Origin of the sequence: Sphingomonas daechungensis (assembly GCF_039543105.1) — a bacterium.
GTDB classification, from domain to species: domain Bacteria; phylum Pseudomonadota; class Alphaproteobacteria; order Sphingomonadales; family Sphingomonadaceae; genus Sphingomicrobium; species Sphingomicrobium daechungense.
The window spans coordinates 2,863,860-2,886,991 of sequence record NZ_BAABJC010000001.1 but is presented as its reverse complement, the minus strand read 5'-3'; the positions used below and the strand labels follow the sequence as shown (position 1 = coordinate 2,886,991).

At 63.0% G+C, this 23,132-nt stretch carries 21 protein-coding genes; 4 read left to right on the top strand and 17 right to left on the bottom strand.

All coding sequences use genetic code 11. The features are described 5' to 3' along the window. Window positions 1-7 precede the first annotated feature (7 nt). Window positions 8-1,411 carry a glutamate--tRNA ligase gene (gene gltX, locus ABD928_RS14925; protein WP_345169999.1) on the top strand — a complete coding sequence of 468 codons (1,404 nt, stop codon included), beginning with the start codon at window positions 8-10 and terminating at the stop codon, window positions 1,409-1,411. Then, the gene (locus tag ABD928_RS14920; protein WP_345169997.1) at window positions 1,408-2,694 is read left to right on the top strand and encodes a citrate synthase; all 1,287 of its coding nucleotides are present in this window, start codon (window positions 1,408-1,410) and stop codon (window positions 2,692-2,694) included. Before gltX ends, ABD928_RS14920 begins: the two co-directional genes overlap by 4 nt. Here the strand turns inward: ABD928_RS14920 and ABD928_RS14915 are convergent. The 3 genes from ABD928_RS14915 to ABD928_RS14905 form a co-directional block, all read right to left on the bottom strand. Continuing rightward, window positions 2,691-4,025 carry a sensor histidine kinase gene (locus ABD928_RS14915; RefSeq protein WP_345169995.1) on the bottom strand — a complete coding sequence of 445 codons (1,335 nt, stop codon included), beginning with the start codon at window positions 4,023-4,025 and terminating at the stop codon, window positions 2,691-2,693. The two genes, ABD928_RS14920 and ABD928_RS14915, sit on opposite strands and share 4 nt — an antisense overlap. Beyond that, window positions 4,006-4,980, bottom strand: a complete 975-nt coding sequence (locus ABD928_RS14910) for a DUF2336 domain-containing protein (protein ID WP_187713919.1) — start codon at window positions 4,978-4,980, stop codon at window positions 4,006-4,008. The genes ABD928_RS14915 and ABD928_RS14910 overlap by 20 nt, the downstream gene beginning before the upstream one ends. Before the next feature lie 105 nt (window positions 4,981-5,085). Next, the gene (locus ABD928_RS14905; protein WP_345169992.1) at window positions 5,086-6,282 is read right to left on the bottom strand and encodes a glycosyltransferase family protein; all 1,197 of its coding nucleotides are present in this window, start codon (window positions 6,280-6,282) and stop codon (window positions 5,086-5,088) included. Window positions 6,283-6,384: 102 nt separating this feature from the next. On the opposite strand from ABD928_RS14905, the gene ABD928_RS14900 reads away from it, so the two are divergent. Beyond that, the gene (locus tag ABD928_RS14900) at window positions 6,385-8,685 is read left to right on the top strand and encodes a coiled-coil domain-containing protein (protein WP_345169990.1); all 2,301 of its coding nucleotides are present in this window, start codon (window positions 6,385-6,387) and stop codon (window positions 8,683-8,685) included. Window positions 8,686-8,694: 9 nt separating this feature from the next. Here ABD928_RS14900 and ABD928_RS14895 read toward each other — a convergent pair whose 3' ends face one another. The 3 genes from ABD928_RS14895 to ABD928_RS14885 are packed head-to-tail and all read right to left on the bottom strand — an operon-like array spanning window position 8,695 to window position 11,372. Next, window positions 8,695-8,955 (bottom strand): DUF1467 family protein, encoded by a 261-nt coding sequence (locus ABD928_RS14895; protein WP_187713914.1) that lies wholly within the window; start codon window positions 8,953-8,955, stop codon window positions 8,695-8,697. Continuing rightward, window positions 8,952-10,592 carry a ribonuclease J gene (locus tag ABD928_RS14890; protein WP_345169987.1) on the bottom strand — a complete coding sequence of 547 codons (1,641 nt, stop codon included), beginning with the start codon at window positions 10,590-10,592 and terminating at the stop codon, window positions 8,952-8,954. The genes ABD928_RS14895 and ABD928_RS14890 overlap by 4 nt, the downstream gene beginning before the upstream one ends. Further along, on the bottom strand, window positions 10,593-11,372 hold the full coding sequence (locus tag ABD928_RS14885) for a type III pantothenate kinase (RefSeq protein WP_187713913.1): 780 nt from the start codon (window positions 11,370-11,372) through the stop codon (window positions 10,593-10,595). It abuts the gene before it with no gap. Window positions 11,373-11,425: 53 nt separating this feature from the next. On the opposite strand from ABD928_RS14885, the gene ABD928_RS14880 reads away from it, so the two are divergent. Then, complete coding sequence (locus tag ABD928_RS14880; protein ID WP_345169984.1) at window positions 11,426-11,800, top strand: DOPA 4,5-dioxygenase family protein; 375 nt, start codon at window positions 11,426-11,428, stop codon at window positions 11,798-11,800. Here the strand turns inward: ABD928_RS14880 and ABD928_RS14875 are convergent. From ABD928_RS14875 to ABD928_RS14825, 11 genes are read right to left on the bottom strand one after another with little or no spacing between them, the layout of a single operon-like run. After that, window positions 11,797-12,468 carry a biotin--[acetyl-CoA-carboxylase] ligase gene (locus tag ABD928_RS14875; protein ID WP_345170224.1) on the bottom strand — a complete coding sequence of 224 codons (672 nt, stop codon included), beginning with the start codon at window positions 12,466-12,468 and terminating at the stop codon, window positions 11,797-11,799. The genes ABD928_RS14880 and ABD928_RS14875 overlap by 4 nt on opposite strands. A gap of 11 nt (window positions 12,469-12,479) precedes the next feature. Further along, window positions 12,480-13,916: an NADH-quinone oxidoreductase subunit NuoN gene (gene nuoN, locus ABD928_RS14870; protein WP_345169982.1), complete on the bottom strand. Its 1,437-nt coding sequence runs from the start codon at window positions 13,914-13,916 to the stop codon at window positions 12,480-12,482. Continuing rightward, a complete protein-coding gene (locus tag ABD928_RS14865) occupies window positions 13,916-15,448 on the bottom strand; it encodes an NADH-quinone oxidoreductase subunit M (protein WP_345169980.1) in 1,533 nt (510 codons plus the stop codon). The genes nuoN and ABD928_RS14865 overlap by 1 nt, the downstream gene beginning before the upstream one ends. Beyond that, a complete protein-coding gene (gene nuoL / locus ABD928_RS14860) occupies window positions 15,445-17,484 on the bottom strand; it encodes an NADH-quinone oxidoreductase subunit L (RefSeq protein WP_345169978.1) in 2,040 nt (679 codons plus the stop codon). Before nuoL ends, ABD928_RS14865 begins: the two co-directional genes overlap by 4 nt. Then, window positions 17,484-17,789, bottom strand: a complete 306-nt coding sequence (gene nuoK, locus ABD928_RS14855; protein ID WP_187713911.1) for an NADH-quinone oxidoreductase subunit NuoK — start codon at window positions 17,787-17,789, stop codon at window positions 17,484-17,486. The genes nuoL and nuoK overlap by 1 nt, the downstream gene beginning before the upstream one ends. After that, window positions 17,786-18,391 carry an NADH-quinone oxidoreductase subunit J gene (locus tag ABD928_RS14850; RefSeq protein WP_187713910.1) on the bottom strand — a complete coding sequence of 202 codons (606 nt, stop codon included), beginning with the start codon at window positions 18,389-18,391 and terminating at the stop codon, window positions 17,786-17,788. Before ABD928_RS14850 ends, nuoK begins: the two co-directional genes overlap by 4 nt. 24 nt (window positions 18,392-18,415) lie before the next feature. Further along, window positions 18,416-18,898, bottom strand: coding sequence for an NADH-quinone oxidoreductase subunit NuoI (nuoI, locus tag ABD928_RS14845; RefSeq protein ID WP_192607365.1), 483 nt, complete (start codon window positions 18,896-18,898; stop codon window positions 18,416-18,418). After that, window positions 18,899-19,345, bottom strand: coding sequence for a hypothetical protein (locus tag ABD928_RS14840; protein WP_345169971.1), 447 nt, complete (start codon window positions 19,343-19,345; stop codon window positions 18,899-18,901). It lies immediately after the preceding gene. Then, window positions 19,342-20,415, bottom strand: a complete 1,074-nt coding sequence (nuoH, locus tag ABD928_RS14835) for an NADH-quinone oxidoreductase subunit NuoH (RefSeq protein ID WP_187713908.1) — start codon at window positions 20,413-20,415, stop codon at window positions 19,342-19,344. Before nuoH ends, ABD928_RS14840 begins: the two co-directional genes overlap by 4 nt. After that, window positions 20,412-22,421 (bottom strand): NADH-quinone oxidoreductase subunit NuoG, encoded by a 2,010-nt coding sequence (gene nuoG, locus ABD928_RS14830; protein ID WP_345169966.1) that lies wholly within the window; start codon window positions 22,419-22,421, stop codon window positions 20,412-20,414. Before nuoG ends, nuoH begins: the two co-directional genes overlap by 4 nt. Continuing rightward, window positions 22,421-23,062 (bottom strand): hypothetical protein, encoded by a 642-nt coding sequence (locus ABD928_RS14825; protein ID WP_345169964.1) that lies wholly within the window; start codon window positions 23,060-23,062, stop codon window positions 22,421-22,423. Before ABD928_RS14825 ends, nuoG begins: the two co-directional genes overlap by 1 nt. Window positions 23,063-23,132: the final 70 nt, after the last annotated feature.

The following is a 23,132-nucleotide window of genomic DNA, read 5'->3' as shown; positions in this document are numbered from 1 at the left end:
AGATAATTTGACCACCGAAGCCCGTCCCGTCGTCACCCGATTTGCTCCCTCCCCCACCGGGTTCCTTCACATCGGCGGGGCACGGACGGCATTGTTCAACTGGCTGTTCGCCCGCCACCACGGCGGGAGGTTCCTGCTGCGTATCGAAGATACGGACAAAGCACGCTCAACCCAGGAAGCGATAGACGCCATTTTAGACGGGATGCGCTGGCTGAACCTCGATTGGGACGGTCACGAATATTACCAGTCGCAGTTCTGGGCTCGTCACGCGGAGGTGGCGCGCAAGCTGCTCGACCGAGGACACGCCTACCGCTGCTACATGACGCAGGAGGAACTCGCTGCGCAGCGCGAGAAGGCGCAGGCCGAGCGGAGACCGTTCCGCATCGAAAGCCCCTGGCGGGAAGTCACCGACGAACGAGGCGAGACCCCGTTCGTAATCCGCCTCAAGGCACCCCGCGACGGCGAGACCGTCATCGAAGATCGAGTTCAGGGTCGTGTTGCGGTGCAAAACGTCGAACTCGACGATTTCGTGCTTCTCCGGTCCGACGGAACGCCGACCTACATGCTGGCCGTCGTTGTGGACGACCATGACATGGGCGTGACTCACGTCATCCGCGGAGACGACCACCTCAACAATGCATTCCGCCAGCTCGCGATCATCCGCGCGATGGGGTGGCCCGAGCCGATTTATGCGCACGTTCCGCTGATACACGGACCCGATGGTGCAAAGCTTTCCAAGCGGCACGGGGCGCTCGGTGTCGACGCCTACCGCGACGAGCTTGGGCTGCTGCCTGAGGCCGTTTCGAATTACCTGCTGCGCCTAGGTTGGGGCCATGGCGACGACGAAATCATCAGCCGCGAGCAGGCAATCGAGTGGTTCGACCTCGCCAATGTCGGAAAATCCCCGTCACGGTTCGACTTCAAGAAGCTTGAGAACCTCAACGGGCACTACATCCGCGAAGCCGAGGACGGTCGACTGGCTGAGCTGGTTGCCCCGAAGCTCGGCCTGGACAATGGGCAAAGGGAACTGCTGCTTCGGGCCATGCCGGAACTGAAAGCGCGGGCGCATGATCTCAATCAGCTCGCCGAGGCTTCAAAGTTCCTGTTCGCCAGCCGCCCGCTGCAGTTTGATGAAGCGGCATCAGTGCTTCTCACGCCTGAGTGCCGCGTCCTTCTTTCGCATGCGTACAAGGCGCTCGCGGGCGTCGAATGGAACCATGACGCCCTCGAACAGTCTGTCCGCGAGGTAGCTGATGCGCAGGACCTAAAGCTGGGGAAGCTGGCTCAGCCGCTGCGCGCCGCGTTGACTGGCCGGACCACGAGCCCTGGAATTTTTGACGTGCTGGCCCTCCTCGGCAAGAGCGAAAGCCTGGCGCGAATTGAAGATCAAATGTTGGAGCCGAACGAATGAGCGATAAATCCGCAACTCTAAAGACCCCGGCCGGAGACTTTGCCTATCCGGTGCTCGAGGGTTCGGTCGGACCCGACGTCGTGGATATCCGCAAGCTCTACGGCCAGACCGGGATGTTCACCTACGACCCCGGCTTTACCTCGACGGCGAGCTGCGAGAGCGCGATCACTTACATCGACGGCGAAAAGGGCATCCTGCTCCATCGCGGCTATCCAATCGATCAGCTGGCGGAAAAGTCGACGTTCATGGAGGTCGCGTACCTGCTTCTGCACGGAGATCTGCCGAAGAAGGATGAGCTGGACACCTTCGTCTACACGATCAGCCGTCACACCATGCTGCACGAGCAGCTGGCGACCTTCTATCGCGGCTTCCGGCGTGACGCGCACCCAATGGCGATCATGTGCGGCGTCGTCGGCGCGCTTTCGGCGTTCTATCACGACAGCACGGACATCACCGACCCGCAGCAGCGGATGATCGCTTCGCACCGACTGATAGCGAAGATGCCGACGATTGCGGCGATGGCCTACAAGTATTCGGTCGGTCAGCCATTTCTCTATCCGGACAACAGCTTGTCCTACACCGGCAACTTCCTGCGCATGACCTTTGGTGTTCCGGCCGAGCCCTACGAGGTCAATCCGATCATCGAGAACGCGATGCGCCGGATCTTCATCCTGCACGCCGACCACGAGCAGAATGCGTCGACTTCGACAGTTCGCCTGGCGGGTTCGTCGGGAGCGAACCCGTTTGCCTGCATTGCGGCCGGCATCGCTTGCCTTTGGGGTCCCGCCCATGGCGGCGCCAACGAAGCGGCCCTGAACATGCTGCGCGAGATTGGTGATGTGAAGCGGATCCCCGAATACATCGCCCGAGCCAAGGACAAGGACGATCCGTTCCGGCTGATGGGCTTCGGCCACCGCGTCTACAAGAACTTCGACCCGCGCGCGAAAGTGATGAAGGCGACGGCGGACGAGGTTCTCAAGGAGCTCAACATTTCCGACCCGGTCCTCGACGTTGCCAAGGAGCTCGAGCACATCGCGCTTAACGACGAATATTTCATTGAAAAGAAGCTCTACCCGAACGTCGACTTCTATTCGGGGGTCATCCTCAATGCGATCGGCTTCCCGACGGATATGTTTACGGCTCTCTTCGCCTTGGCGCGCACAGTCGGCTGGGTTGCGCAGTGGAACGAGATGATCTCCGACCCCGAGCAGAAGATCGGACGTCCGCGGCAGCTCTATATCGGAGAGACGCAGCGGGACTACGTCCCCTGCGACCAGCGCTAGACCGAAGGCAGTGACAAGGTGAACCGGGCGCCCTGCCCCGGTTCGCTTTCAAGGCTGATCTCGCCACCCATTGCGTGAGCGAGACGGCGAGCGATTGCCAGGCCGAGGCCCGATCCGCCCTCGGTGCCTTTGGCGCGCTCGAACCGCTCGAAGATGCGCTGCTGGTCTTCGGGATCGATGCCCGGTCCCTGATCGGCGACGTGCGCCCGGGCAAACCCGTCCGAACGGTCGAAGGTGATGGTGATCGTTGAGCCGTCGGGCGAATGACGGACCGCATTGCCGAGAAGATTGACCAGGATCTGCACGACACCGCGGCGGTCTCCATGCGCGGGGATTTGCCGGCTGGGTTCGGAGACGATGGTGACACCTTTCGCCCGCGCCGCCGGCTCCAGCAGGCCGATCGCCTCCGTGGAAATCGCAACAAGGTCAACACGGTCGCGGTCTTGCTCTCCCTCGCCGTTCATCGACCGAATGACGGAGAGGAGGTGGCGACCAGCGGCAGCAATGTCGCCCGCATAGTCGGCATAATCGCTGCGCAGCGGGCCTTCGGACTGCTGAACGATACGGTCGGCGCTCTCGATGATGCGGTCGAGCGGCGAGCGTAGCGCCTCGTCGATCATCTCGTCGAGCTGCGAAGCGGGGTCCACTGCCGAAGCACGCGACTCCATGCCTTCACCGGACGCTTCGCCCTGAAAGCCGGCGAACCTGCCGTCAGTGGAGGTTACGGAAACACCCCGAAGCATGATCACATCGTCGCTGCCCTGCCGGGGCCGGGCACGCTGACCTTCAAATTCGGATCGCGAGGTTGCCGCCACCAGCAGCGGCAATTCGCCGTCCTCGTTCTCCTCAAGCTTCAGGAAGCGCGTCAACGGCTTGCCAATTGCCTCTTCGGGCGTGGTGCCAAGCTTTTCCGCCAATCCGGACGACATCGAGACGATCGCCAGATCTTCGTTGACCGCCCATTCGTCGGGCGCGGCTCCAATCTCGATGTGTTGCTCATGCGGAACCAGCGTGCCGAGGCGTGGACCGGCCGCCGCGCGATAGACCCAGCGCTCGAGCACCAGCGAGACTTCTTCGCCTTCGGGCGTGGCCCGGACCCAGAGCTCGACGTCCTGGTTCGATCCCGCCGCAATGGCGTTCCGGTAGATCGGTACGCCGAGCTTCCTTGCCAGGCGGGCAATCGACAGAATCTGCGGAAGCGCAAGCTGCGATCCGACGTGGGATCCCGCCTCCATTTGAAGCGCAACAAGATCAGGATCGGCAGAAATCAGCCGGTCCTGCTCGTCGAGACGCCCGCGCACCGGGCCACGATCAGACGGCGCGGTCGCCATGATCGCTTCCCAAGGTCCTCAGCGCAGATCGGTATGCCGGATCGAGCTGAAGCCATTCCCGCACAGAACGCGCCTTGGCCTCGTCTAGCGCATCGAAGCGGCCAAGTTCGACGCCAAGATCTGCGATGCCAACGAGGTCGCCAAGCAAGGCCAAAACCTTTGCAGCAAACTCGCGGGACACTCCGGCGAGCCTGAGGAGCAGGACGAGGCGGCCATCGCTCCCATCCGCCAGGTAATCCCACGCATTAGCGCCGCTGAAGCCCGCCCGCTCCCCGAGAGCATGGGACAGGAACGCGACGTCGCCCTCGTCCGCGGCCACTTCCAGCAGGTTTTCGTCGAGATAGCCCGCTTTGCTAAGGGCGCCGACTAGGACTGCCGTAAGGCCGTCGACCGCCTTCCGTGGGTCGCGCGATCTCAATAGGACCTCGGCGGCGGTGCCAAACGGAAGATGACCTTCTCTCGACGCGACGCCTGGTGCGTGACGACGGATCTGCGCGGCGACCGACAGGGCAAGCGCCTTCGCAAGATCGTCCGACAGGTCCTCGAACTCGATACCCGGTTGGCCCAAGCGGTTCCGGCGCCGTCCGCGTGCCAGGATCAAGGCCATCGCCGCGGCAGAAATCGCCTCATTATCGTCAGCGATCAAAGCCTGAAGAAAACCACCGCGCGGATTTGAGCGGACGCGGATGGCATTGGAAATACGCTCTTCATCCGCCCGGCGCAGAAGCAGGGCGATCAGCTCGACATGATCGAGCAACTGGGCGTCGGTCAACTCGCGGAGCAGCTGTTGGCCGTCTTCATCGTTCGCGGCGACGAAACCGATCGGCAGCGAGGCGCGAATTTCCTCCGCGATCGTGCCAAGCAAATCGGCGAGCATGGACGTCATCAACGCCCGTTCCTGCTCGGTCAGCCGATCCTTCGGATCGAGGAAGAAATCCTTGCGAACGGTAGGCAAGCGCCGTCGACCTGCGGGTCGCGCAGGATAGCCCCCATCATCTTCCGACGGCGAGGCAATCGGCCATTCGTCCGGCACCATTTGATTGGCATTATCGGATTGAGGTTAATGCGGCGTCAATTCTGTTCGCACGCGGTGTACCAAATACTGAACGAAGAAGAACGAAACAGAGGTGTATACCAGCACGGCGACGAGGAAGCCGGTCCACGCTTGGCCGATTGCGAACAGAAGCAAGAGAAAGATCGTGTTCCGGCGAGACACGAGCCACGGCGGAAGAGCGATGTCCGTATGAGCCCGCTCGACCTGATACGCTTGCGCGAAGGCAGCGGCGCTCAACGCACAGACGAGAGCCCCCCACCCTGCTCCATGCCGCGTTTCCCACCAACTGAGCGCGATCAGCGCCAGCCCACCGGCAGGCCAAAGCAGGAGCTGTGAATAGGTCTTTGGCGGGATTGGGCGGAGGCGAAGGATCCCTAGCCTCCGCGCCACGAGGTCCAGCGGAGACGACAACACCAACGTGATCACTGCGGGCCAGAGCCAGCCGCGAGTAAAGGCGAACGCCGCGCCGACGGTGAGCGCAAGAGCGAGATAAAGGAGCCACTCAGCCCGAACGCCGGTCTCCATCAGCTTCTCGGTCGCAAAATCCTCGACCGGCGGAAGGACGTAGCGGCTGGCCAGGTCAGTGCGCTCTGACCGAGAGGCAGCGATCAGCGAACGTTCGAATTGTTCGAGAGCGCCGGAATTGCGGGCGAGAAGAGGCTCATTCCCGGACGTTGCGGCCTGTAACCGGGCTCCCGCCTGGAGCGATCGACGCAAGAGCGTAGACGGCAAGTCCCAATCGCCCAGCATGGCCGCGGTCGCACCGAGCATTCGGCCGTCGATCAGCGCCACCCCGCTCCAACGACTGACGCTATCGATGCGCTCGAAATTCTCGTGCGCTTCGTCATCGGGCACCGTCAGCACCAGCGCCTCGTGCTCGTGGCCCAAACGCAGCAGCAATTCGAGTGGCGCCGCGATTCCGTCGCCGATCAGCAGGATCAGCTCGGACGCCTCAAAACGAGTGGCCGCCTCGGCGCCGTCGCTGACGGGCACGACGGCAAGCCCCTCCTGCCGGAGTCGCTCGAATGCCTGGTTCAAGGCCAGCGGGATCCGCTCCACGAGAACAACGATTGGCGAAGCGCCCGCCGCGGCTGCGCAGCGCACCTGGTACTCGATGAGGGTTCGGCCGGCGAGCGGAAGCAAGGCAGCCAGGCCGCCGGAATCATCCTCCTGATAGGCTCCGATAAGAGCGCCTAGCGCCAACGATCCCCTCTCGGCTTCACTGAACTCGGCGCAATCGAAGCAAACGCCGAACCGCTTCTGTAACGGCTTTCGCGCAGGGACAAAGATGATAAACTGCCCGACATGAAGCCAAACCCGCAGAGCGCCGAAAGCCAGCCCACCTCGTTGAGGGACTATGTTTCGCCGCCTGTAGAGACGGAAATCTCCGGCGGGTTCGACCCTTATGCCTGGCGGGAGTCCGAGGCGGAATCCGATTTTCGCGGTGCAGGCGGCCGCCAGGTCCTTGGCAGCGCGCTCGTTGTCCTCGCGGCGCTGTGGGTCGGATACATTGCATGGGCGGCCGGCAGGGCGCTTGCGAACGAGCCGCTGACATCGCCCTCGATCGCGCAATGGCTGGCTTTGGCGACGGGGCCGCTGGCGCTGCTCGGCTTGTGCTGGATCATGTTCGGGCGGACCCGGCGCAAGGAAGCAGAGCGCTTCACGCGCTCCGTGATCGAGATGCGCGCTGAGGCGCGCTCGCTCGAGGGCCTGCTCGGCGTGCTGTCCCAGCGGATCACCGATAGCCGCACGGAGCTGACAACGATCGCTCAGCAGCTGATGCAGCTTGGCGACGACGCCACCGGCAAGCTTGGCGGGATCACGCGGGAATTCGATTCAAGCACGGAAAAGCTGGTCAAGCATGGCGTTGCCCTCGACCGGGCCGCCGAGTCTGCTCGGACTGATATCGCCGTACTGCTGGACGACCTGCCCAAGGCTGAAGCCACGGCCCGCAACATGGCGGAACAACTGCAGGTGGCCGGAACTGCGGCCTCTCGGCACGCGACCGGATTCGCCGAGCAGGTTTCGGCTTTGTCGACGACGGCGCGCTCGGCTGAGGAAGTCGTCGCGGCGGCTGTGCAACGGCTGACCGAACATTTGTCGCGGGTCGAGGCCGGCGGCAATGAGGCGGCTGCTGCAATCGGAGATGCCAATCACCGGCTGTCCACGACCGCCGACGACCTCATGATCCGTGCGGCTGCGACGCTGGAGCAAATCCGCTCCGGCATCGACACGCAAGCGGCTGCGGTCGCGTCGCTGGTCGAGCAGTCGTCCGCCGGCATCGGGAAAACGGGCGCCGAGGCTGCTGAGTCGCTGGCGTCGAACGTGACAGCCGCCAACGTGGCCCTTGACGGGCTGACGTCGCGGATCGCGGAACAGGAGCGGGCCTCGCAGCGGATCGTCGCGGAGACGGCGCGCGCACTTGCCGAGCTCGACCAGCATTTCACCAGCCTCGCCGAGGCAGGCGACCAGCGGGCCGGGACGTTCGCAAGGTCGATCGGTCGGGCGCGGACGGAGCTGCAGCAGCTTTCGGAAGAAACCAGCGCGCAGGACAATGCCGTGGAAGCGCTGGCGGAACGCGCGGCCGCTCTCCAGAACTACGTTGGCCGCCTGACGAACGACGTGAAGGACCAGCTCTCCTTCGCCATCGGCGACGCGGAAGCCGGGACCGAGCGCCTCATTCGTTCGACCGAGAAGATCAGGCCCGAACTGCAATGGATGCGGGAGGCCGCGATCGAGGCGAGCGAGCGCATCAAGACATCAGCTTCGGGCATCGCCGAGCAGCAGGACCGGTTCACCACGCTTCTGGCTACTCTCGACGAGGGGGTCGGCGAGGCTGGCGAACGCCTCATCTCCCTCGCTCACGCCATCTCCGCCGCACAGACGGAGGCGAGCAAGCTGAGCCACGAAACGGGCCCTGCTCTCATCGACGCGATGGTGCAGGTCAAGGAAGCGGCGTCGCATGCCGCGGACCGCGCCCGCGAGGCAATTGCCCGCGTCGTGCCGGAGAGTGCGCAGAACCTCTCCTCGGCGACACGTGAGGCCCTTGAAGCCGTCATTCGGGACGAAATCGAGTTGAAGCTCGCCGACGTACAGGCAACTGCCGCGCGTGCAGTCGACGCGGCACGCTCTGCGTCGGACCGCTTGACGGAGCAGATGCTGACGCTCGGACGAAGCGCCACTGCCCTCGAACAGCATATGGAGCAGGTCAGCTCGCAACAGCGGGAAAAGGACAGCGAGGCCTTCGCCCGCCGGGTGTCGCTACTCATCGACTCCATGAACTCGGCATCGATCGACGTCGGAAAGATCCTGTCCGACGAAGTCGACGACAAGGCCTGGGATTCCTATCTCAAGGGCAATCGCGGCGTGTTCACGCGACGTGCCGTCCGCCTGCTCGAAGGCTCGGAAACCCGGGCAATCAAGGCGCACTACGATTCCGACATCGAGTTCCAGGACGCGGTCCACCGCTACGTCCATGACTTCGAGGCGATGATGCGCAGGATTGTCGCCGACAAGGATGGCGGAGTCATCGCGGTGACGTTGATGTCGTCGGATACCGGCAAGCTCTACGCAGCGCTCGCACAAGTTGTCGACAAACGCCGCTAAACGATTGATCTAATTGTAAAAGTCGATGTCGTCGGCGGTGATCCATCCGTTGACGTAATTCGCGTAGTAGATCGCGGTAAGCAGTGCGCCCAGCGCCACGGCCTTGAGCAAATGTCGCTTGAGGTCGAAGCGATGCGGGGCGCTATCGGCCTGTCCCTGTATCTTCGAATTTCCGACTTCCTCGTCGGTCCTTACGCCGAACGGCAGCAGGAAGAACGCGCTGGCGGCGAAGAACAGGAAGAAGATCGCCGAGATCGACGTCCACCTCATGAGATAGTGCGGACCAGCATGACCTCGACCAACGGCTTCTTGCCTGTCCATGCGGTCGCGCAGCGACGAACGGCCAGGCGCACGGCCTCGCGGAGTTGATCCTCCGCAGCGCTGGGATTGAAGGCCTTTTCAGCGGAATCGGTCGCGTCGGCGATGAAGTCCTCGCGGTCCTCTTCGATCGGAACACCGAAGGGCCGGATCACGGGTGTGCCGGCCAGCTTCCCGTCAGGGCCGATCGGCAAGGCGACGGTGATCAGGCCGCTGAAGCCCAGACGGCGGCGCTCGGTGATGGTCGACCCATCCGCCGGGAGGATGACGTCACCATCGAGAACCAGCCGACCAACGCGTACCTCGGTGAGTTTCGCCGGCCCGTCGGGGGCGAGACGGACAAGATCGCCGTTCCTCTGCAGCATGGCCTGAGGAACACCGTGCGACAGGGCGAAACGCGCATGCTCCGCCATGTGACGCGGTTCGCCGTGCACTGGGACGATGATCTCGGGCCGAATCCAGTCGTACATCTGTGCAAGCTCGGGCCGGCCCGGGTGACCGGAGACGTGAACATGTGCCTGCCGGTCGGTGATGATGATCACTCCCAGGTCCGACAGGGCATTCATGATCCGGCCGATCGCCGCCTCGTTCCCCGGGATGATCTTGGACGAGAAGATAACGGTATCGCCCTCGGTAAGCTTGATATCGTGGTTGCCGAGAGCGATTCGGCCGAGCGCGGCTCGCTGCTCCCCCTGCCCGCCAGTTGCCATGATCAGCACTTCCTTGCGCGGCAGGCGCATCGCCTCATCGAAGCCGATGATCTCGGGAAAATCGAGAAGGTAGCCGGTCGATTTGGCTACGCGGACGATCCTGTCGAGCGAGCGGCCGGCCATGCAGACCTTCCGCCCGGTCTCGGTGGCGACGCGTCCAATCGTCTGGAGTCGCGCGGCGTTGGAGGCGAAGGTGGTAACGACAACCCGTCCCTTGGCGCGCGCGACCTCGTTGCGGAGGCCCTCGTGAACGCCGGCTTCCGATCCGGAAGGCGCATCCTGGAAGACGTTGGTGGAATCGCAAACCAGAGCGAGGATTCCTTGGTCGCCGACACGCTCCAACGCCTCGTGGCTCGACGGTTCGCCGAGCACGGGAGTCTCGTCGATCTTCCAGTCTCCGGTGTGAAAGATCCGCCCGTGCGGCGTCTCGATCAGAAGGCCGTTCCCTTCCGGGATCGAATGCGCGAGCGCGACATAAGTCAGCTTGAACGGGCCAATCTCGAAGCTCGCATCGCGGGCGATGACGTTCAGCTTCACCTGCCCGGTGAGCCCCTCCTCCTCCAGCTTCTCGGCGATCAGGCCCGCGGTAAACGGCGTCGCGTAGAGCGGCGTTTTCAGGTCGGCGGCCAGATAGGGGATGGCGCCGATGTGATCTTCATGCCCGTGCGTGAGGACAATGCCCGCCAGCTTGTCCCGCTGCTTCTCGATGAACTCGAGATCGGGCAGGATCAAGTCGATGCCCGGATAGTCCGGATCGGCGAACGTCAGGCCGAGATCGACCATCAGCCACTGCCCCTGCATGCCGTAGAGATTGACGTTCATGCCAATCTCGCCCGACCCGCCGAGCGCGCAGAACAGCAGTTCTTCGCCTGGAGTCATTTAAGCCGAAGCGACCTTCTCATGCAGCAGGCTCAACCCCCGGATCGTGAGGTCGGGCTCAACGGTGTCGAACAGGTCGGTCTGCTTGTCGAATAGCGCGGCAAGGCCGCCGGTCGCGATGACCTTCACCGGGCGGCCGATCTCTTCCTTGAGGCGTGCCACCAGCCCTTCCATCATCGCCACATAGCCCCAGTAGACGCCGGTCAGCATCTGGCTGGCTGTGGTGCGCCCGATGACGGACGTGTTCTCAGGGACCTCGATGGCGATGCGGGGCAGCTTGGCCGCAGCATTCACGAGCGCGTCGAGTGACAGGTTGATGCCCGGAGCGATGATCCCGCCTTTGTACGCGCCATTATAGTCAACGATGTCGAAAGTCGTCGCGGTGCCGAAATCGATCACGATGAGGTCGCCTGGGAATTTCGCGTGCGCCGCCATGGCGTTGAGAGCGCGGTCGGCGCCCACGTTCTGCGGCTCGTCCACATCCAGAGGGATGGGCCACGCGGCCTTCCCCTCGCCCGCGATCAGCGCCTCAACCCCGAAATACTTGCTTGCGAGCACTTCAAGGTTGTGGGTCGCTCGAGGAACAACGGTACCGATGATTGCCGCCGTGACGTCAGCCTTGGAATAGCCTTCGAGTTCCAGCAACTGATGGAGCCAGACTGCATATTCATCGCCAGTCCGCCTTGGGTCGGTCGCGATCCGCCAACGCGTCTTGATCTCGCGCCCGTCGACGAGGGCGAAGACGACATTCGTATTGCCGGCGTCGATGGCTAACAGCATGGTTGCGCACTAGCCTTCCCGGCTGGCGTTCACAACTTGGCGGTAGACGAGATATGACCGACGCGCCCTATCACGCCCATATCTATTTCTCGCCGGAGGAACGCGGCACGGCAGAATCGTTGCGGGTGAGCTTCCAGGCCCAACCGGACGTGCTGTTCGTGGGGCGGATGACCGAGGGCAAGGCTGGGCCTCATCCGATTCCGCAATACGAGGTCCACTTCCACGAAAGCGCTCTCGACAAGGTTCAGAACATGATCCGCGCTTCAGGACTTCGCGCTTTGGTTCACCCCCTGACGCAGGACGATCTCGCCGATCACACGAGCCTTGGCGAATGGATTGGCGGCAAGCCGCTCGATCTCGACCTGACCACGCTGGATCCACCGGGGAAGAACCAGGGGATCCCCAGGTTCGGGAAAACAGACTTCTAGAGTTCGACGTCCCCGGCGCGGATGACGTCTACGTCACCGTTCCGGCGGAGACGAAGCGCTCCGTCCGGCTCGATGCCGTCGAAGATCCCGTTGACCTTCTCTTCGCTGCTCGAATGGACCGTCAGCCGAGTGCCGATCGGGTGAGCGCGTGCGAGCCAGGCGCGCGAGAACACGTCTGGAGTCGAGCTGCGCCAGAGCGTGAGCATGCGGGCGAAGCTTCCGGCCAGCAACGGTGCGAACGCCTGAGGCAGCAGAGCGCCATTCAACGCGGCGGCATCGCGGCCCTCAAGCTTCGGCGCCGACGCAAGATTCAGTCCAAATCCGACGACCACCCGCTCCGCGCTCCGTTCGAGCAGGATGCCCGCGAGCTTTGCCGTTCCCAGCATCAGATCGTTGGGCCATTTCAGCATCAGCGGCTGATCGGGAACGGCGATATCGACCGCTTCGATGAGAGCCAGTCCGGCGGCGAGCGATAGCGACTGCGGTGGAGGATCGCCTTGCCCCAATCGAACCAGCGTGCTGCCGAAGAAATTGCCGGCCTCGCTGACCCATTCGCGGCCCTGGCGGCCCCGTCCCGCCTCCTGGGTCATGGCGACCAGCCAGTCGCCCTCGATGGCGTTCGCGTCGGCAAGCAGATCGGCGTTGGTCGAGCCGGTCTGCTCGACGATCCGAATCCGGGTCAGAAGATCGAACTCGCAGCCAGATCGGTGAGCTTGTTCAGCGGTCCGATCAGCAAATATCCGAGCGGCGAGACAATCAGCGCTGCAAGAAAGATCAGAGCGCCCTGCACCGGCTGGCTCACACGACCGAACGGCGCGGCGGCCTCGTCCATGTACATGACCTTGATGATCCGCAGGTAATAGTAGGCACCGATCACCGTCCCAACGATCGCGGCCACGGCCAGCGCCACCAGTCCCGAGTTCACGGCGGCCTGGAACACCAGCAACTTCGGCCAGAAGCCGAACAATGGCGGGATTCCTGCAAGGCTGAACATGAACATCGCCAGCGCGGCCGCGTAGGCCGGACGCGTCTGGGACAGGCCTGAAAGCGCCGCGATCTCCTCGACCGGTTCACCATTCTCGTCGCGCATCCACAGGACGCAAAGGAATGCGCCAAGCGTCATCACGACATATACGGCCATGTAGAACAGAACGGACGACGCCCCCTGCTGGCCGCCCGCCGCAAGGCCGACGAGAGCAAAGCCGACATTGTTGATCGAGGAGTAGGCCAGCAGGCGCTTGATGTTCGTCTGCCCATACGCGGCCACCGCGCCGAGGAAGATTGAAGCAAGCGCGGCAAAGATCACGATTTGCCGCCAGGCCTCGATCGCCGGCTCGAGCGCGTCGAGGCAGATCCGTGTGCCCAGGAGAACCGCGGCCACCTTCGGCGCGGACGCGAAGAAGGCGGTGACTGGCGTCGGCGCACCTTCGTACACGTCCGGGGTCCACATATGGAACGGAACGGCGCTGATCTTGAAAGCGACACCGGCCAGCACGAACACCAGACCGAAGAGAAGGCCGAGCGAGGTCGAACCTTCGCGAGCAAACGCCGCTGCAATGCCGTTGAAATTCATCGTCCCGGTGAAGCCGTAAAGCAGCGAAATCCCATAGAGCAGGATGCCGCTGGCGAGGGCGCCAAGGACGAAATACTTCAGGCCAGCTTCGGCGGACCGATCATCGGAACGGCGGTACGAGGCGAGGACGTAGGCTGACAGGCTCTGCAGCTCCAGGCCGACGTAGAGCGTCACCAGGCTGGTCGCGGAAACCATCACCGCGCCACCGAGTGCGCTGAACAGGATCAGCACGGAGTATTCGGCGCTATGCTCGGTGTCCCTTTCGAACCATCCGTGCGCAGCGATGATCGCGACGGCCGAAGCGAGGAAGATGATGGCCTTGCCGAACGACCCAAAGAGGTCAGCGGTGATTAGGCCCCCAAACACTCCCCCCGCATGGGTCGGGGCCCCGATCAGCGCGAAGGTTGCCGCTATCAGGATCGCGACGGCCGACCAGCTTGTGACGCCGCCGATGCGGCGCCCACCGAACGCGGCGACCATCATCAGGGCGATGCCGCCGACCGTGAGGATCAGCTCCGGCAGGATGGGTGCGAACGGGTTCATCAGTGAGCGGCCTCGGCTGCATGGTGTTCAGCCTGCAGCTGAGGCTTTCCGGGTTTGAAGTTGAGGTCGCCTGCGGGTGCTGCGCGATCGATGCGTTCGACCAGTCGCGCGACGTCGGCGCGGAACGGACGAATGAAGCTTTCCGGGTAGATGCCCATCCAGAACACGCCCACCACGATGGGCGCGAGGAGCCACCACTCACGAGCCGACAGGTCAGTCATCTGCGCGGCCTCGGGCGTCCGGGCGACGCCGAACGCGATCCGCCAATAGAGAAGAAGCATGTAGGCGGCACCGAGGATGATGCCGGTCGTGGCAACGATCGCCGCCCAGCTCGACACCTTATAAGTTCCGACCAGGCTAAGGAACTCGCCAACGAAATTGCTGGTGCCGGGCAGTCCGACGCTGGCCATCGTGAAGACCATGAACAACAGGGCATAGCCCGGCATGTTGTTCGCAAGCCCGCCGTATTTGGCGATCTCGCGCGTGTGCATGCGATCGTAGACGACGCCGACGCAAAGGAAGAGCGCGCCGGACACCAGGCCGTGGCCGAGCATCACCATCATCGCGCCTTCGATGCCCTGCTGGTTGAAGGCGAACAGGCCGAAGGTGACGAATGCCATGTGCGCCACCGACGAATAGGCGATCAGCTTCTTCATGTCGGTCTGCACGAGGGCGACCAGGCTGGTGTAGACGACCGCGATCCCGCTCAGGACGAAGACCAGTGGCACGAAATAGGCCGAGCCTTCAGGAAACATTGGCAGCGAGAACCGGATGAAACCGTAGCCGCCCATCTTCAGGAGCACACCGGCAAGGATCACCGAGCCCGCCGTCGGCGCCTGGACGTGCGCATCCGGCAACCACGTATGGACCGGCCACATCGGCATCTTCACCGCGAAGCTGGCGAAGAATGCTAGCCAGAGCCATTTCTGCGCATCGACCGGAAAGTCGTGCGCCATCAGCACCGGGATCGACGTCGTCTTCGCCTGGGTCACCATGTAGATCATGGCGATCAGCATCAGCACCGAGCCGAACAGGGTGTAGAGGAAGAACTTGTAACTGGCCTTGATGCGCTCCGCGCCGCCCCAGATGCCGATGATCAGGTACATCGGGATGAGACCGCCCTCGAAGAAGACGTAGAACAGGAACAGGTCCTGCGCGGCGAACACGCCGAGCATCAGTGCTTCCATGAGCAGAAACGCCGCCATGTACTCGGGCACGCGCTTGTCGATCGAACGCCAGCTGGCCCCGATGCAGATCGGCATCAGGAACACCGAGAGCATGATGAGGACGAGCGCGATGCCGTCGATGCCGAGCGCCCAACTGATGTTGCCTGCGAGCGGGAGGTTCTCGACGAACTGCCACTGCGCACCATTCGGGTCGAACGCCGCCCACAAGTAAGCGCCAAGTGCCAGGTTGATCAGTGTCGCCACGAGTGCGATCCAGCGCGCCGCCTCCGCCTTCACGAACAGGCACAGTCCGCCGGCAATTAGCGGAATGGCAATGAGGAGGGTCAGCAAGGGAAGGTTCGTCACTTGGCTGCCCACCAGATTGCCCAGCTTGCCGCGCCGACGAGGCCGAGAAGCATCACGAGAGCATAAGAATAGAGGAAGCCCGATTGCAGCCGCGCGGAGATGCGGTTCCCGACGCCGACCGCGTACGCTGCGCCGTGCGGCCCGAAGCGGTCGATCGTGCCTTCGTCACCGCGTCGCCAGAACAGGCGGCCAAACCACAGCGCCGGACGGATGAAGATCCGATCGTATAGTTCGTCGAAGTACCATTTGTTCTTCACGAACTGATAGATGCCGCCGAACTGCTTTACGAAGGCCGCCGCGTCCTGCGGATGGCGAATGTAGTTGTTGTAGGCAATCGCGAGGCCGACCAGCATCACGATCGTCGCTGTGTACTTCACCCAGATCGGCACCTCATGCATCGCGTGGGCCAGGTGCTCGTTGAACGCCAGGCTGCCGTTCCAGAATTCGGCTGACTCCAGGAAGTAATGGCTGAAGGTAAAGCCTGCGGCGATCGCTCCGATGGCGAGCAGGCCAATCGGCACCAGCATCGTCAGCGGACTTTCGTGCGGATGATACCCGCCCGTACCTTCCGGCGGCATCGCATCGTCATGCGCACTGTCGCCATGCTCCTCGTCCGGATGATCCGCATGGTCGCCGTGGACTGCATGCTGGATGTGCTCCGAAGCGCCCCAGCGCGGCTTGCCCCAGAAGGTCAGGAACATCAGGCGCCAGGAGTAGAAGCTGGTGAGCAAGGCGGCGATGGCGCCTGCCCAGAAGGCAATGGTCCCGTGCACCGAACCGCTCGCGTAGGCGCTCTCGAGGATGGCATCCTTCGAATGGTAGCCGGCAAAGCCAACCCCCAGGATGCCGACGCCGGTGATCGCAAGCGTGCCGATCAGCATCACCCAGAACGTGAACGGGATTTCCTTACGGAGGCCGCCGTAAAAGCGCATGTCCTGCTCGTGGTGCATCGCGTGGATGACCGAGCCCGCGCCCAAGAACAGCAACGCCTTGAAGAAGGCGTGCGTGAACAGGTGAAACATCGCTGCGCCATAAGCGCCGACGCCTGCCGCAAAGAACATGTAGCCGAGCTGCGAACAGGTCGAATAGGCGATCACCCGCTTAATGTCGTTCTGCGCAGTGCCGACGGTCGCCGCGAAGAAAGCCGTAGCCGCCCCGACGAAGGTCACGACCATGGTTGCCGTCGCGCTCTGCTCGAACATCGGCGACAGGCGGCAGACCATGAACACGCCGGCGGTGACCATCGTTGCCGCATGGATGAGGGCGCTGACGGGGGTGGGACCCTCCATCGCGTCTGGAAGCCAGGTGTGGAGGCCGAGCTGCGCAGACTTGCCCATCGCGCCGACAAACAGCAGCAGGCAAAGCGCGGTCATCGTGTCGACCTGCAGGCCGGCGAAGCCGATCGTCGAACCGGCCATTGAGGGCGCGGCGGCGAGGATCGCCGGGATCGACAAAGTACCGAACACCCAGAACGTGCCGAAGATGCCGAGAGAAAATCCGAAGTCGCCGACGCGGTTGACGACGAACGCCTTGAGCGCCGCCGCATTGGCCGAGGGCTTATGGTACCAGAACCCAATCAGCAGGTAGGACGCCAGGCCCACCCCTTCCCAGCCGAAGAACATCTGGACGAGGTTGTTGGCCGTCACCAGCATCAGCATCGCGAAGCTGAACAGCGACAGATAGGCGAAGAAGCGAGGCTGGCTCGGATCCTCGGCCATGTAGCCCCAGCTGTAGAGGTGAACGAGCGACGAGACCGTCGTCACCACCACCAGCATCACCGCCGTCAGCGTGTCGACGCGAAGCTCCCAGGCGACGTTCAACGTTCCAGAGTGGATCCAGTCGAGCACAGGAACGACCTGCTCATGCGACGCTCCGGTCAGGTACCCGATGAAGATCGGCCAGCTGAGTGCCGCGCCGATGAACAGCGAACCCGTCGTGACGACCTTTGCGGGCGTCTGACCAATCCAGCGGCCGCCGAGGCCGGCGACGATCGCGGCCAGGAGCGGCAGGAAAACGATGAAGAGGACTGGGTGCATCAGCCGTGCATCCGGTTGACGTCGTCGACCGCGATCGAGCCGCGGCGACGGAAGAAGATGACGAGGATGGCGAGGCCAATGGCGGCTTCGGCGGCGGCGACGGTCAGGACGAACATCGCCATCACTTGCCCGACGAGGTCGCCGAGGAAGGCGCTGAACGCGACAAGGTTGATGTTCACCGCGAGCAGGATCAGCTCGATGGCCATCAGGATCAGGATGACGTTACGGCGATTGAGGAAGATGCCGAGCACGCCCAGCACGAACAGCACGGCCGCGACGCCAAGGAAATGATACAGCGTAATCACAGCTTCATCCCCTCGCCCACGGTCGGGTTCTCGAGCTTGATCGCGTCCTCCGGACGGCGGTCGACCTGCTTGGAGATCTTCTGGCCGCGGACATCACCCCGGCTGCGGTGGGTCAGCACAATCGCACCGATCATCGCGACGAGCAGGATCAGGCCGGCGATTTCGAACGGATAGAGGAAGCGGCTGTAAAGCACCTGCCCGAGGGCGACGATGTTCGGCTGCGTGGCTTCCGGAGCGGACGCGGCGCTCAGCACCGGACCTGCCTGCCATGCGCGCACGGCGAAGAACATCTCAGCGAAAAGGATGATCGCGATGATGATCCCGAACGGCAGGTTCCTGCTGAAACCGGAGCGGAGTTCCGCGAAGTCGATGTCCAGCATCATGACGACGAACAGGAACAGCACCGCGACCGCGCCGACATAGACGATGACCAGCAGCATCGCGATGAACTCTGCGCCGACGAGCAGCATCAGGCCCGCCGCGTTGAAGAACGCCAGGATCAGCCAGAGCACGCTGTGCACCGGATTGCGCGAGAAGATCACGCACACCGCCGAAGCGAGCATGACCGTCGCGAAGAGGTAAAAGGAAAGGAGTGCGATCAAGTCTTGGACCCTGTTGCGGCGCGCTTATCGGTAGGGGGCATCGGCGGCAAGATTGGCGGCAATGGCGCGTTCCCAGCGGTCGCCATTGGCCAGCAATTTCGCCTTGTCGTAGAGCAATTCCTCGCGCGTCTCGGTCGCGAATTCGAGGTTCGGACCCTCGACGATCGCATCCACCGGGCATGCCTCCTGGCACAGGCCGCAGTAGATGCACTTCACCATGTCGATGTCGTAGCGCGTGGTCCGACGGCTGCCGTCCTCGCGTGGTTCGGCTTCAATGGTGATTGCCAGCGCCGGGCAGACCGCTTCGCACAGCTTGCACGCGATGCAGCGCTCTTCGCCGTTGGGATAACGGCGCAAAGCATGCTCCCCGCGGAAGCGCGGGCTCTGAGGCGCCTTCTCGTAGGGATAGTTTATGGTCGCCTTGGGCTTGAAGAAATACTTCAAGGTCAGCCAGTGCGCCTTCACAAATTCCCAGAGGGTGAATGCCTTGATGGTGCGCGCGATCATTTAGGACTTACCTGCCGGTGTGCACCGACCCTGCATGAAAACCTGGAATGGCTTGCTGCGGTCGCCTTCGGAAGCAAGCGCGGCAGGCTGAATGAGAATGTCCGCGGTGCCGTCCGCTTGTTCGCTCAATGTGTACATGAAGATGCAGGACGTCTGAGTGAAAAGACATGGGCCTCCATGCAGCGACACGAACGAGTAGTCGTGAGGCCCAATCGGAAACGCCGCGAGGGCCTTGCCAGCGCGGATTGGGTCACCGGGCCAGTTCATCTGGACGTCAACTTCGTCCTTTCCATCACGAAGCGTGAGACTGAACGCCCACTTATTCATCTCTGGTGGAAGACCGATCTTGTTCGAGGTAACCGCCCCGCCGCTGACGACAACGCTTCGCGGAGGTTCCACGACGCAGTTAAGTGACAGGACCTGAGCAGCTAGCCAAAGTTCAATCACGCAGCGCCTCCGTAGCGGGAGAACATGAGCCAGCCCGAGATGATGACGACGAAGAGAAGGCTGAGCGGAAGGAAAATCTTCCAGCCGAGCCGCATGAGCTGGTCGTAACGATACCTCGGCACCGTCGCCTTCACCCAGCTGAAGACGAAGAAGAAGAATCCCATTTTGAGGAAGAGCCAGATCGGGCCCGCCGACCACCCAAGAAGCGGAATTGTGTAGAGCGGCGCCCAGTTCACCGGCGGCAGCCAGCCGCCCCAGAACAGCAGCGCATTTAGAGCGCACATTAGTATGACGTTGCCGTATTCGCCGAGCCAGAAGAGCGCGAAGCTCATCGAGCTATATTCGGTCTGGTGTCCCGCAACGAGCTCGCTTTCCGCTTCGACGAGGTCGAACGGCGTGCGGAAGGTTTCCGCCATCGAGCTGATCAGGAACACGATCGCCATCGGGAACAGCAAGGGATTGAAGCCGTAGCCGTTCAACAGGCCAAATAGCTTGTGGCCCTTCTGCGCCATGACGATATCGGTCAGGTTGAAGCTGTTCGCGTAGAGCACGACGCAGATCAGCACGAAGCCGATCGACACTTCGTAGCTCACCATCTGCGCGGCCGCGCGAAGGGCCGAGAAGAACGGGTACTTTGAGTTCGACGCCCAGCCGGCGACGATCACCCCGTAAACGCCGAGCGACGACGCCGCGAGCACGTAGAGCAGGCCGACGTTGATGTTCGCCAGCACCACACCGTAGTCGAACGGAATCACCGCCCATACAATCAGAGCGGTCGTGAACGTCACGATCGGCGCGAGCAGGAACAATCCGCGGTTCGCGCCCGACGGGATGATGGTTTCCTTGAGGAAGACCTTCAGGCCGTCGGCAAAGCTCTGCAGCAGGCCCCACGGGCCGACCACGTTCGGTCCGCGCCGGAGGGCAATCGCGGCCCAGATCTTGCGATCGGCATAAATGATCATCGCCACGGCCAGCATCAGCGGCAGCGCAATGACGAGGATTCCGATGATCGTGGCGATCAGCCACGACCATTCGTAGGTAATTCCGAAGGATTGGAACCAGGCCGTCACTCAGCCGCCTCCTGCACCGTTCGGCCGTGAAGCAGCTCTTCCGAGCAGGTGTGCATGGTCGGGCTCGAGCGCGCGATGGCGTTGGTCAGGTAGAAATCGCGGATCGGGTAGACGATCGCGCCCTCCGCCTTCGCGTTGAGCTTTGGCGGCGACCAGTCGAAGGCGATCAAGCCGTCCGTACCGAGATGCGGAAATTCCTCGATCATCTTTGCCCGGAGCTGGTCGAACCGATCGAAGGGCAGCGGCGAACCGATCAGGTCGGAGACCGCGCGGAAAATCGTCCAGTCCTCGCGCGCCTCGCCCGGCGCAAATGCCGCCCGTTCACTGCGCTGAACGCGGCCTTCCGTATTGACGTAAGTGCCGTGCTTTTCCGCATAGGCCGCTCCCGGAAGGACCAGATCGGCCTGACGGGCACCGTTGTCGCCATGGTGGCCGATGTAGACCTTGAAGCTTCCAGCGAAGCGTGCGGGGTCCATCTCGTCGGCGCCAAGCAGAAGAACGATCTCAGGCTTGGCCTTCTCCAAATCTGCGATTCCGCCTGGCTGCGCATAGCCGAGGATCAGGCCCGCCATCCGAGACGCGCTTGTGTGCAGGACGTTGAAACCGTTCCAACCATCACGAACAAGGTTGAGGGACTTCACGAGCGCGAGAGACGCGCCAAGCGCGCCGGCGGCAAGGCCACCGGCACCGACGATCACCGCGGGACGTTGAGCGTTTGCAAAGGCTTCCGCGACGTTCTTGGGAAGCTTTCCGAGCAGTTTGAGATCGTTGCCGATCCAGCTGACCGGCATACCGAGGTCGATTTCGGGGCCAAGACCGAACACCCTGGCACCCTTGCGCGCCGCCTTGCGGAGCCGCGTGTTGACGAGCGGCGCTTCCCAGCGCGGGTTCGTGCCGACGAGCAGCACGACGTCGGCATCCTCGATGCCGGCAATGGTCGAGTTGAAATTGATCGCCGCGAGGCTCGATGCGTCATAGGTCAGGCCGGTCTGACGGCCTTCCAGAAGCGAAGACCCTTGCGCCTGAAGCAGCTTTCGCGCCGCGTACATCGTCTCGGCGTCGAGCAGGTCGCCCGCAACAGCCGCAACGTTCGCGCCCGCCGCCTTCAGTTTTGCGGCAAACAGGTCGAGCGCTTCACCCCAGGTCGCTTCGCGAAGCTTGCCCTTTTCCCGCACCCACGGGCGATCGAGTCGGTTGCGCACAAGCGCGTCGGCGTGGTGCCTAGTCTTGTCGCTGATCCACTCCTCGTTGACGTCGTCGTTGACGCGGGGAAGGATGCGCATGACCTGGCGCTGGCGAACGTCGAAGCGAATGTTCGACCCCACCGCATCCATCACGTCGATGCCCGGCACACGGCGAAGCTCCCAAGGGCGGCTCTCGAAAGACTGCGGCCGCTGGAGCAAGGCCCCCACCGGACAGACGTCGGCGAGGTTGCCCGCCATCTCCGTCTCGACCGCTCTTTCGAGGTAGGACGTGATCTGGCTGTCCTCGCCGCGGTACAGCATGCCAAGCGCCGGGACGCCCGCAACTTCCTCGGAAAAGCGAATGCAGCGGGTGCACTGGATGCAGCGCGTCATCGCGGTCTTGATGACCGGGCCCATGTATTTGTCGTCGATGGCGCGCTTGTTCTCGTCGAAGCGCGAGAACGGGCGGCCATAGGCCATCGCCTGGTCCTGGAGATCGCATTCGCCGCCCTGGTCGCAAATCGGGCAATCGAGCGGGTGGTTGATGAGCAGGAATTCCATCACCCCTTCCCGCGCCTTCTTCACCATTGGCGTGTCGGTTCGGATCGACTGGCCGTCGGCGGCGGGCAGTGCGCAGCTTGCCTGCGGCTTCGGCGGACCAGGAGCAACTTCGACGAGGCACATGCGGCAGTTGCCGGCGATCGACAGCCGCTCGTGATAGCAAAAGCGCGGGATCTCCTTCCCGGCGAGTTCGCACGCCTGCAGGACGGTCGCGCCCTGCGGGACTTCGATCTCGGTGCCGTCGACGGTGACCTTGGGCATCAGTTCTTCGCAGCCTCCACTGCTGGTGCGGTCGCGGCCGTGGGTGCCGGCGTCGGCGCATTGAGCCGCTGAAACAGTGCCTCAGCAAGCGCTGCACGAAGCGCTGGACGGCTGGCCTGAAGCTTCACGCCGGCGCGAAGGCACTTGCCAAAGTTACCCATCAGTGCGCCGAATGCCGTGTTTTCTTCAGCGCTCGTCGGCTTGGTCCGCGACAGAGCCAACACGCCCGCCGGGTTTGTGTCGGCCACGCACGCGCCCATCTCGTCAACGCTGACATGCCGGCCGGTCACTGCGTACCAGTCGCGATTGTAAATCTGCTGGAGCGGCAGCGGTTGCAACGCGGCCGCTTTCTCATACGACCGTTCCAATCCCGCTTCTGCCAACATTCCACGAAGAATGTCCGGCGGAATGTTGATGCGCCGCTCTTCGACCATGTCGTTGCTAAAAACGATCCCGAAACACTGCACGCTGCCGCTCATCAGTTTGGCGTAGGCGGCTTCCTCTGCCGGTCGCGTCGCTGCGAAAAGCGTCTGCCGAACAAGGTCATTCCGGCGATTGAAAAGGCATTCGCCGAACTCTTTGGCGCCTTCAGCCTGATCCTTGGCTGTCAGCGTCGGCCCGGGCCGTCTAAAGTCGCCCAAACGGGAACCAGTCGGTGGCTCAGCTAGTGTCGCGCTCCCAGTTGCACCAAGAACGACGGAAATAAGGACT

Bases quoted from the DNA above. Each gene is read 5' to 3' on its own strand.
- ABD928_RS14900 (WP_345169990.1), top strand. From the start codon at position 6,385: ATGAAGCCAAACCCGCAGAGCGCCGAAAGCCAGCCCACCTCGTTGAGG.
- ABD928_RS14880 (WP_345169984.1), top strand. From the start codon at position 11,426: ATGACCGACGCGCCCTATCACGCCCATATCTATTTCTCGCCGGAGGAA.
- nuoL (WP_345169978.1), bottom strand. From the start codon at position 17,484: ATGCACCCAGTCCTCTTCATCGTTTTCCTGCCGCTCCTGGCCGCGATC.
- ABD928_RS14890 (WP_345169987.1), bottom strand. From the start codon at position 10,592: ATGACTCCAGGCGAAGAACTGCTGTTCTGCGCGCTCGGCGGGTCGGGC.
- nuoG (WP_345169966.1), bottom strand. From the start codon at position 22,421: ATGCCCAAGGTCACCGTCGACGGCACCGAGATCGAAGTCCCGCAGGGC.
- nuoI (WP_192607365.1), bottom strand. From the start codon at position 18,898: ATGATCGCGCGCACCATCAAGGCATTCACCCTCTGGGAATTTGTGAAG.
- ABD928_RS14885 (WP_187713913.1), bottom strand. From the start codon at position 11,372: ATGCTGTTAGCCATCGACGCCGGCAATACGAATGTCGTCTTCGCCCTC.
- ABD928_RS14895 (WP_187713914.1), bottom strand. From the start codon at position 8,955: ATGAGGTGGACGTCGATCTCGGCGATCTTCTTCCTGTTCTTCGCCGCC.
- nuoN (WP_345169982.1), bottom strand. From the start codon at position 13,916: ATGAACCCGTTCGCACCCATCCTGCCGGAGCTGATCCTCACGGTCGGC.
- ABD928_RS14915 (WP_345169995.1), bottom strand. From the start codon at position 4,025: ATGGCGACCGCGCCGTCTGATCGTGGCCCGGTGCGCGGGCGTCTCGAC.
- ABD928_RS14920 (WP_345169997.1), top strand. From the start codon at position 1,408: ATGAGCGATAAATCCGCAACTCTAAAGACCCCGGCCGGAGACTTTGCC.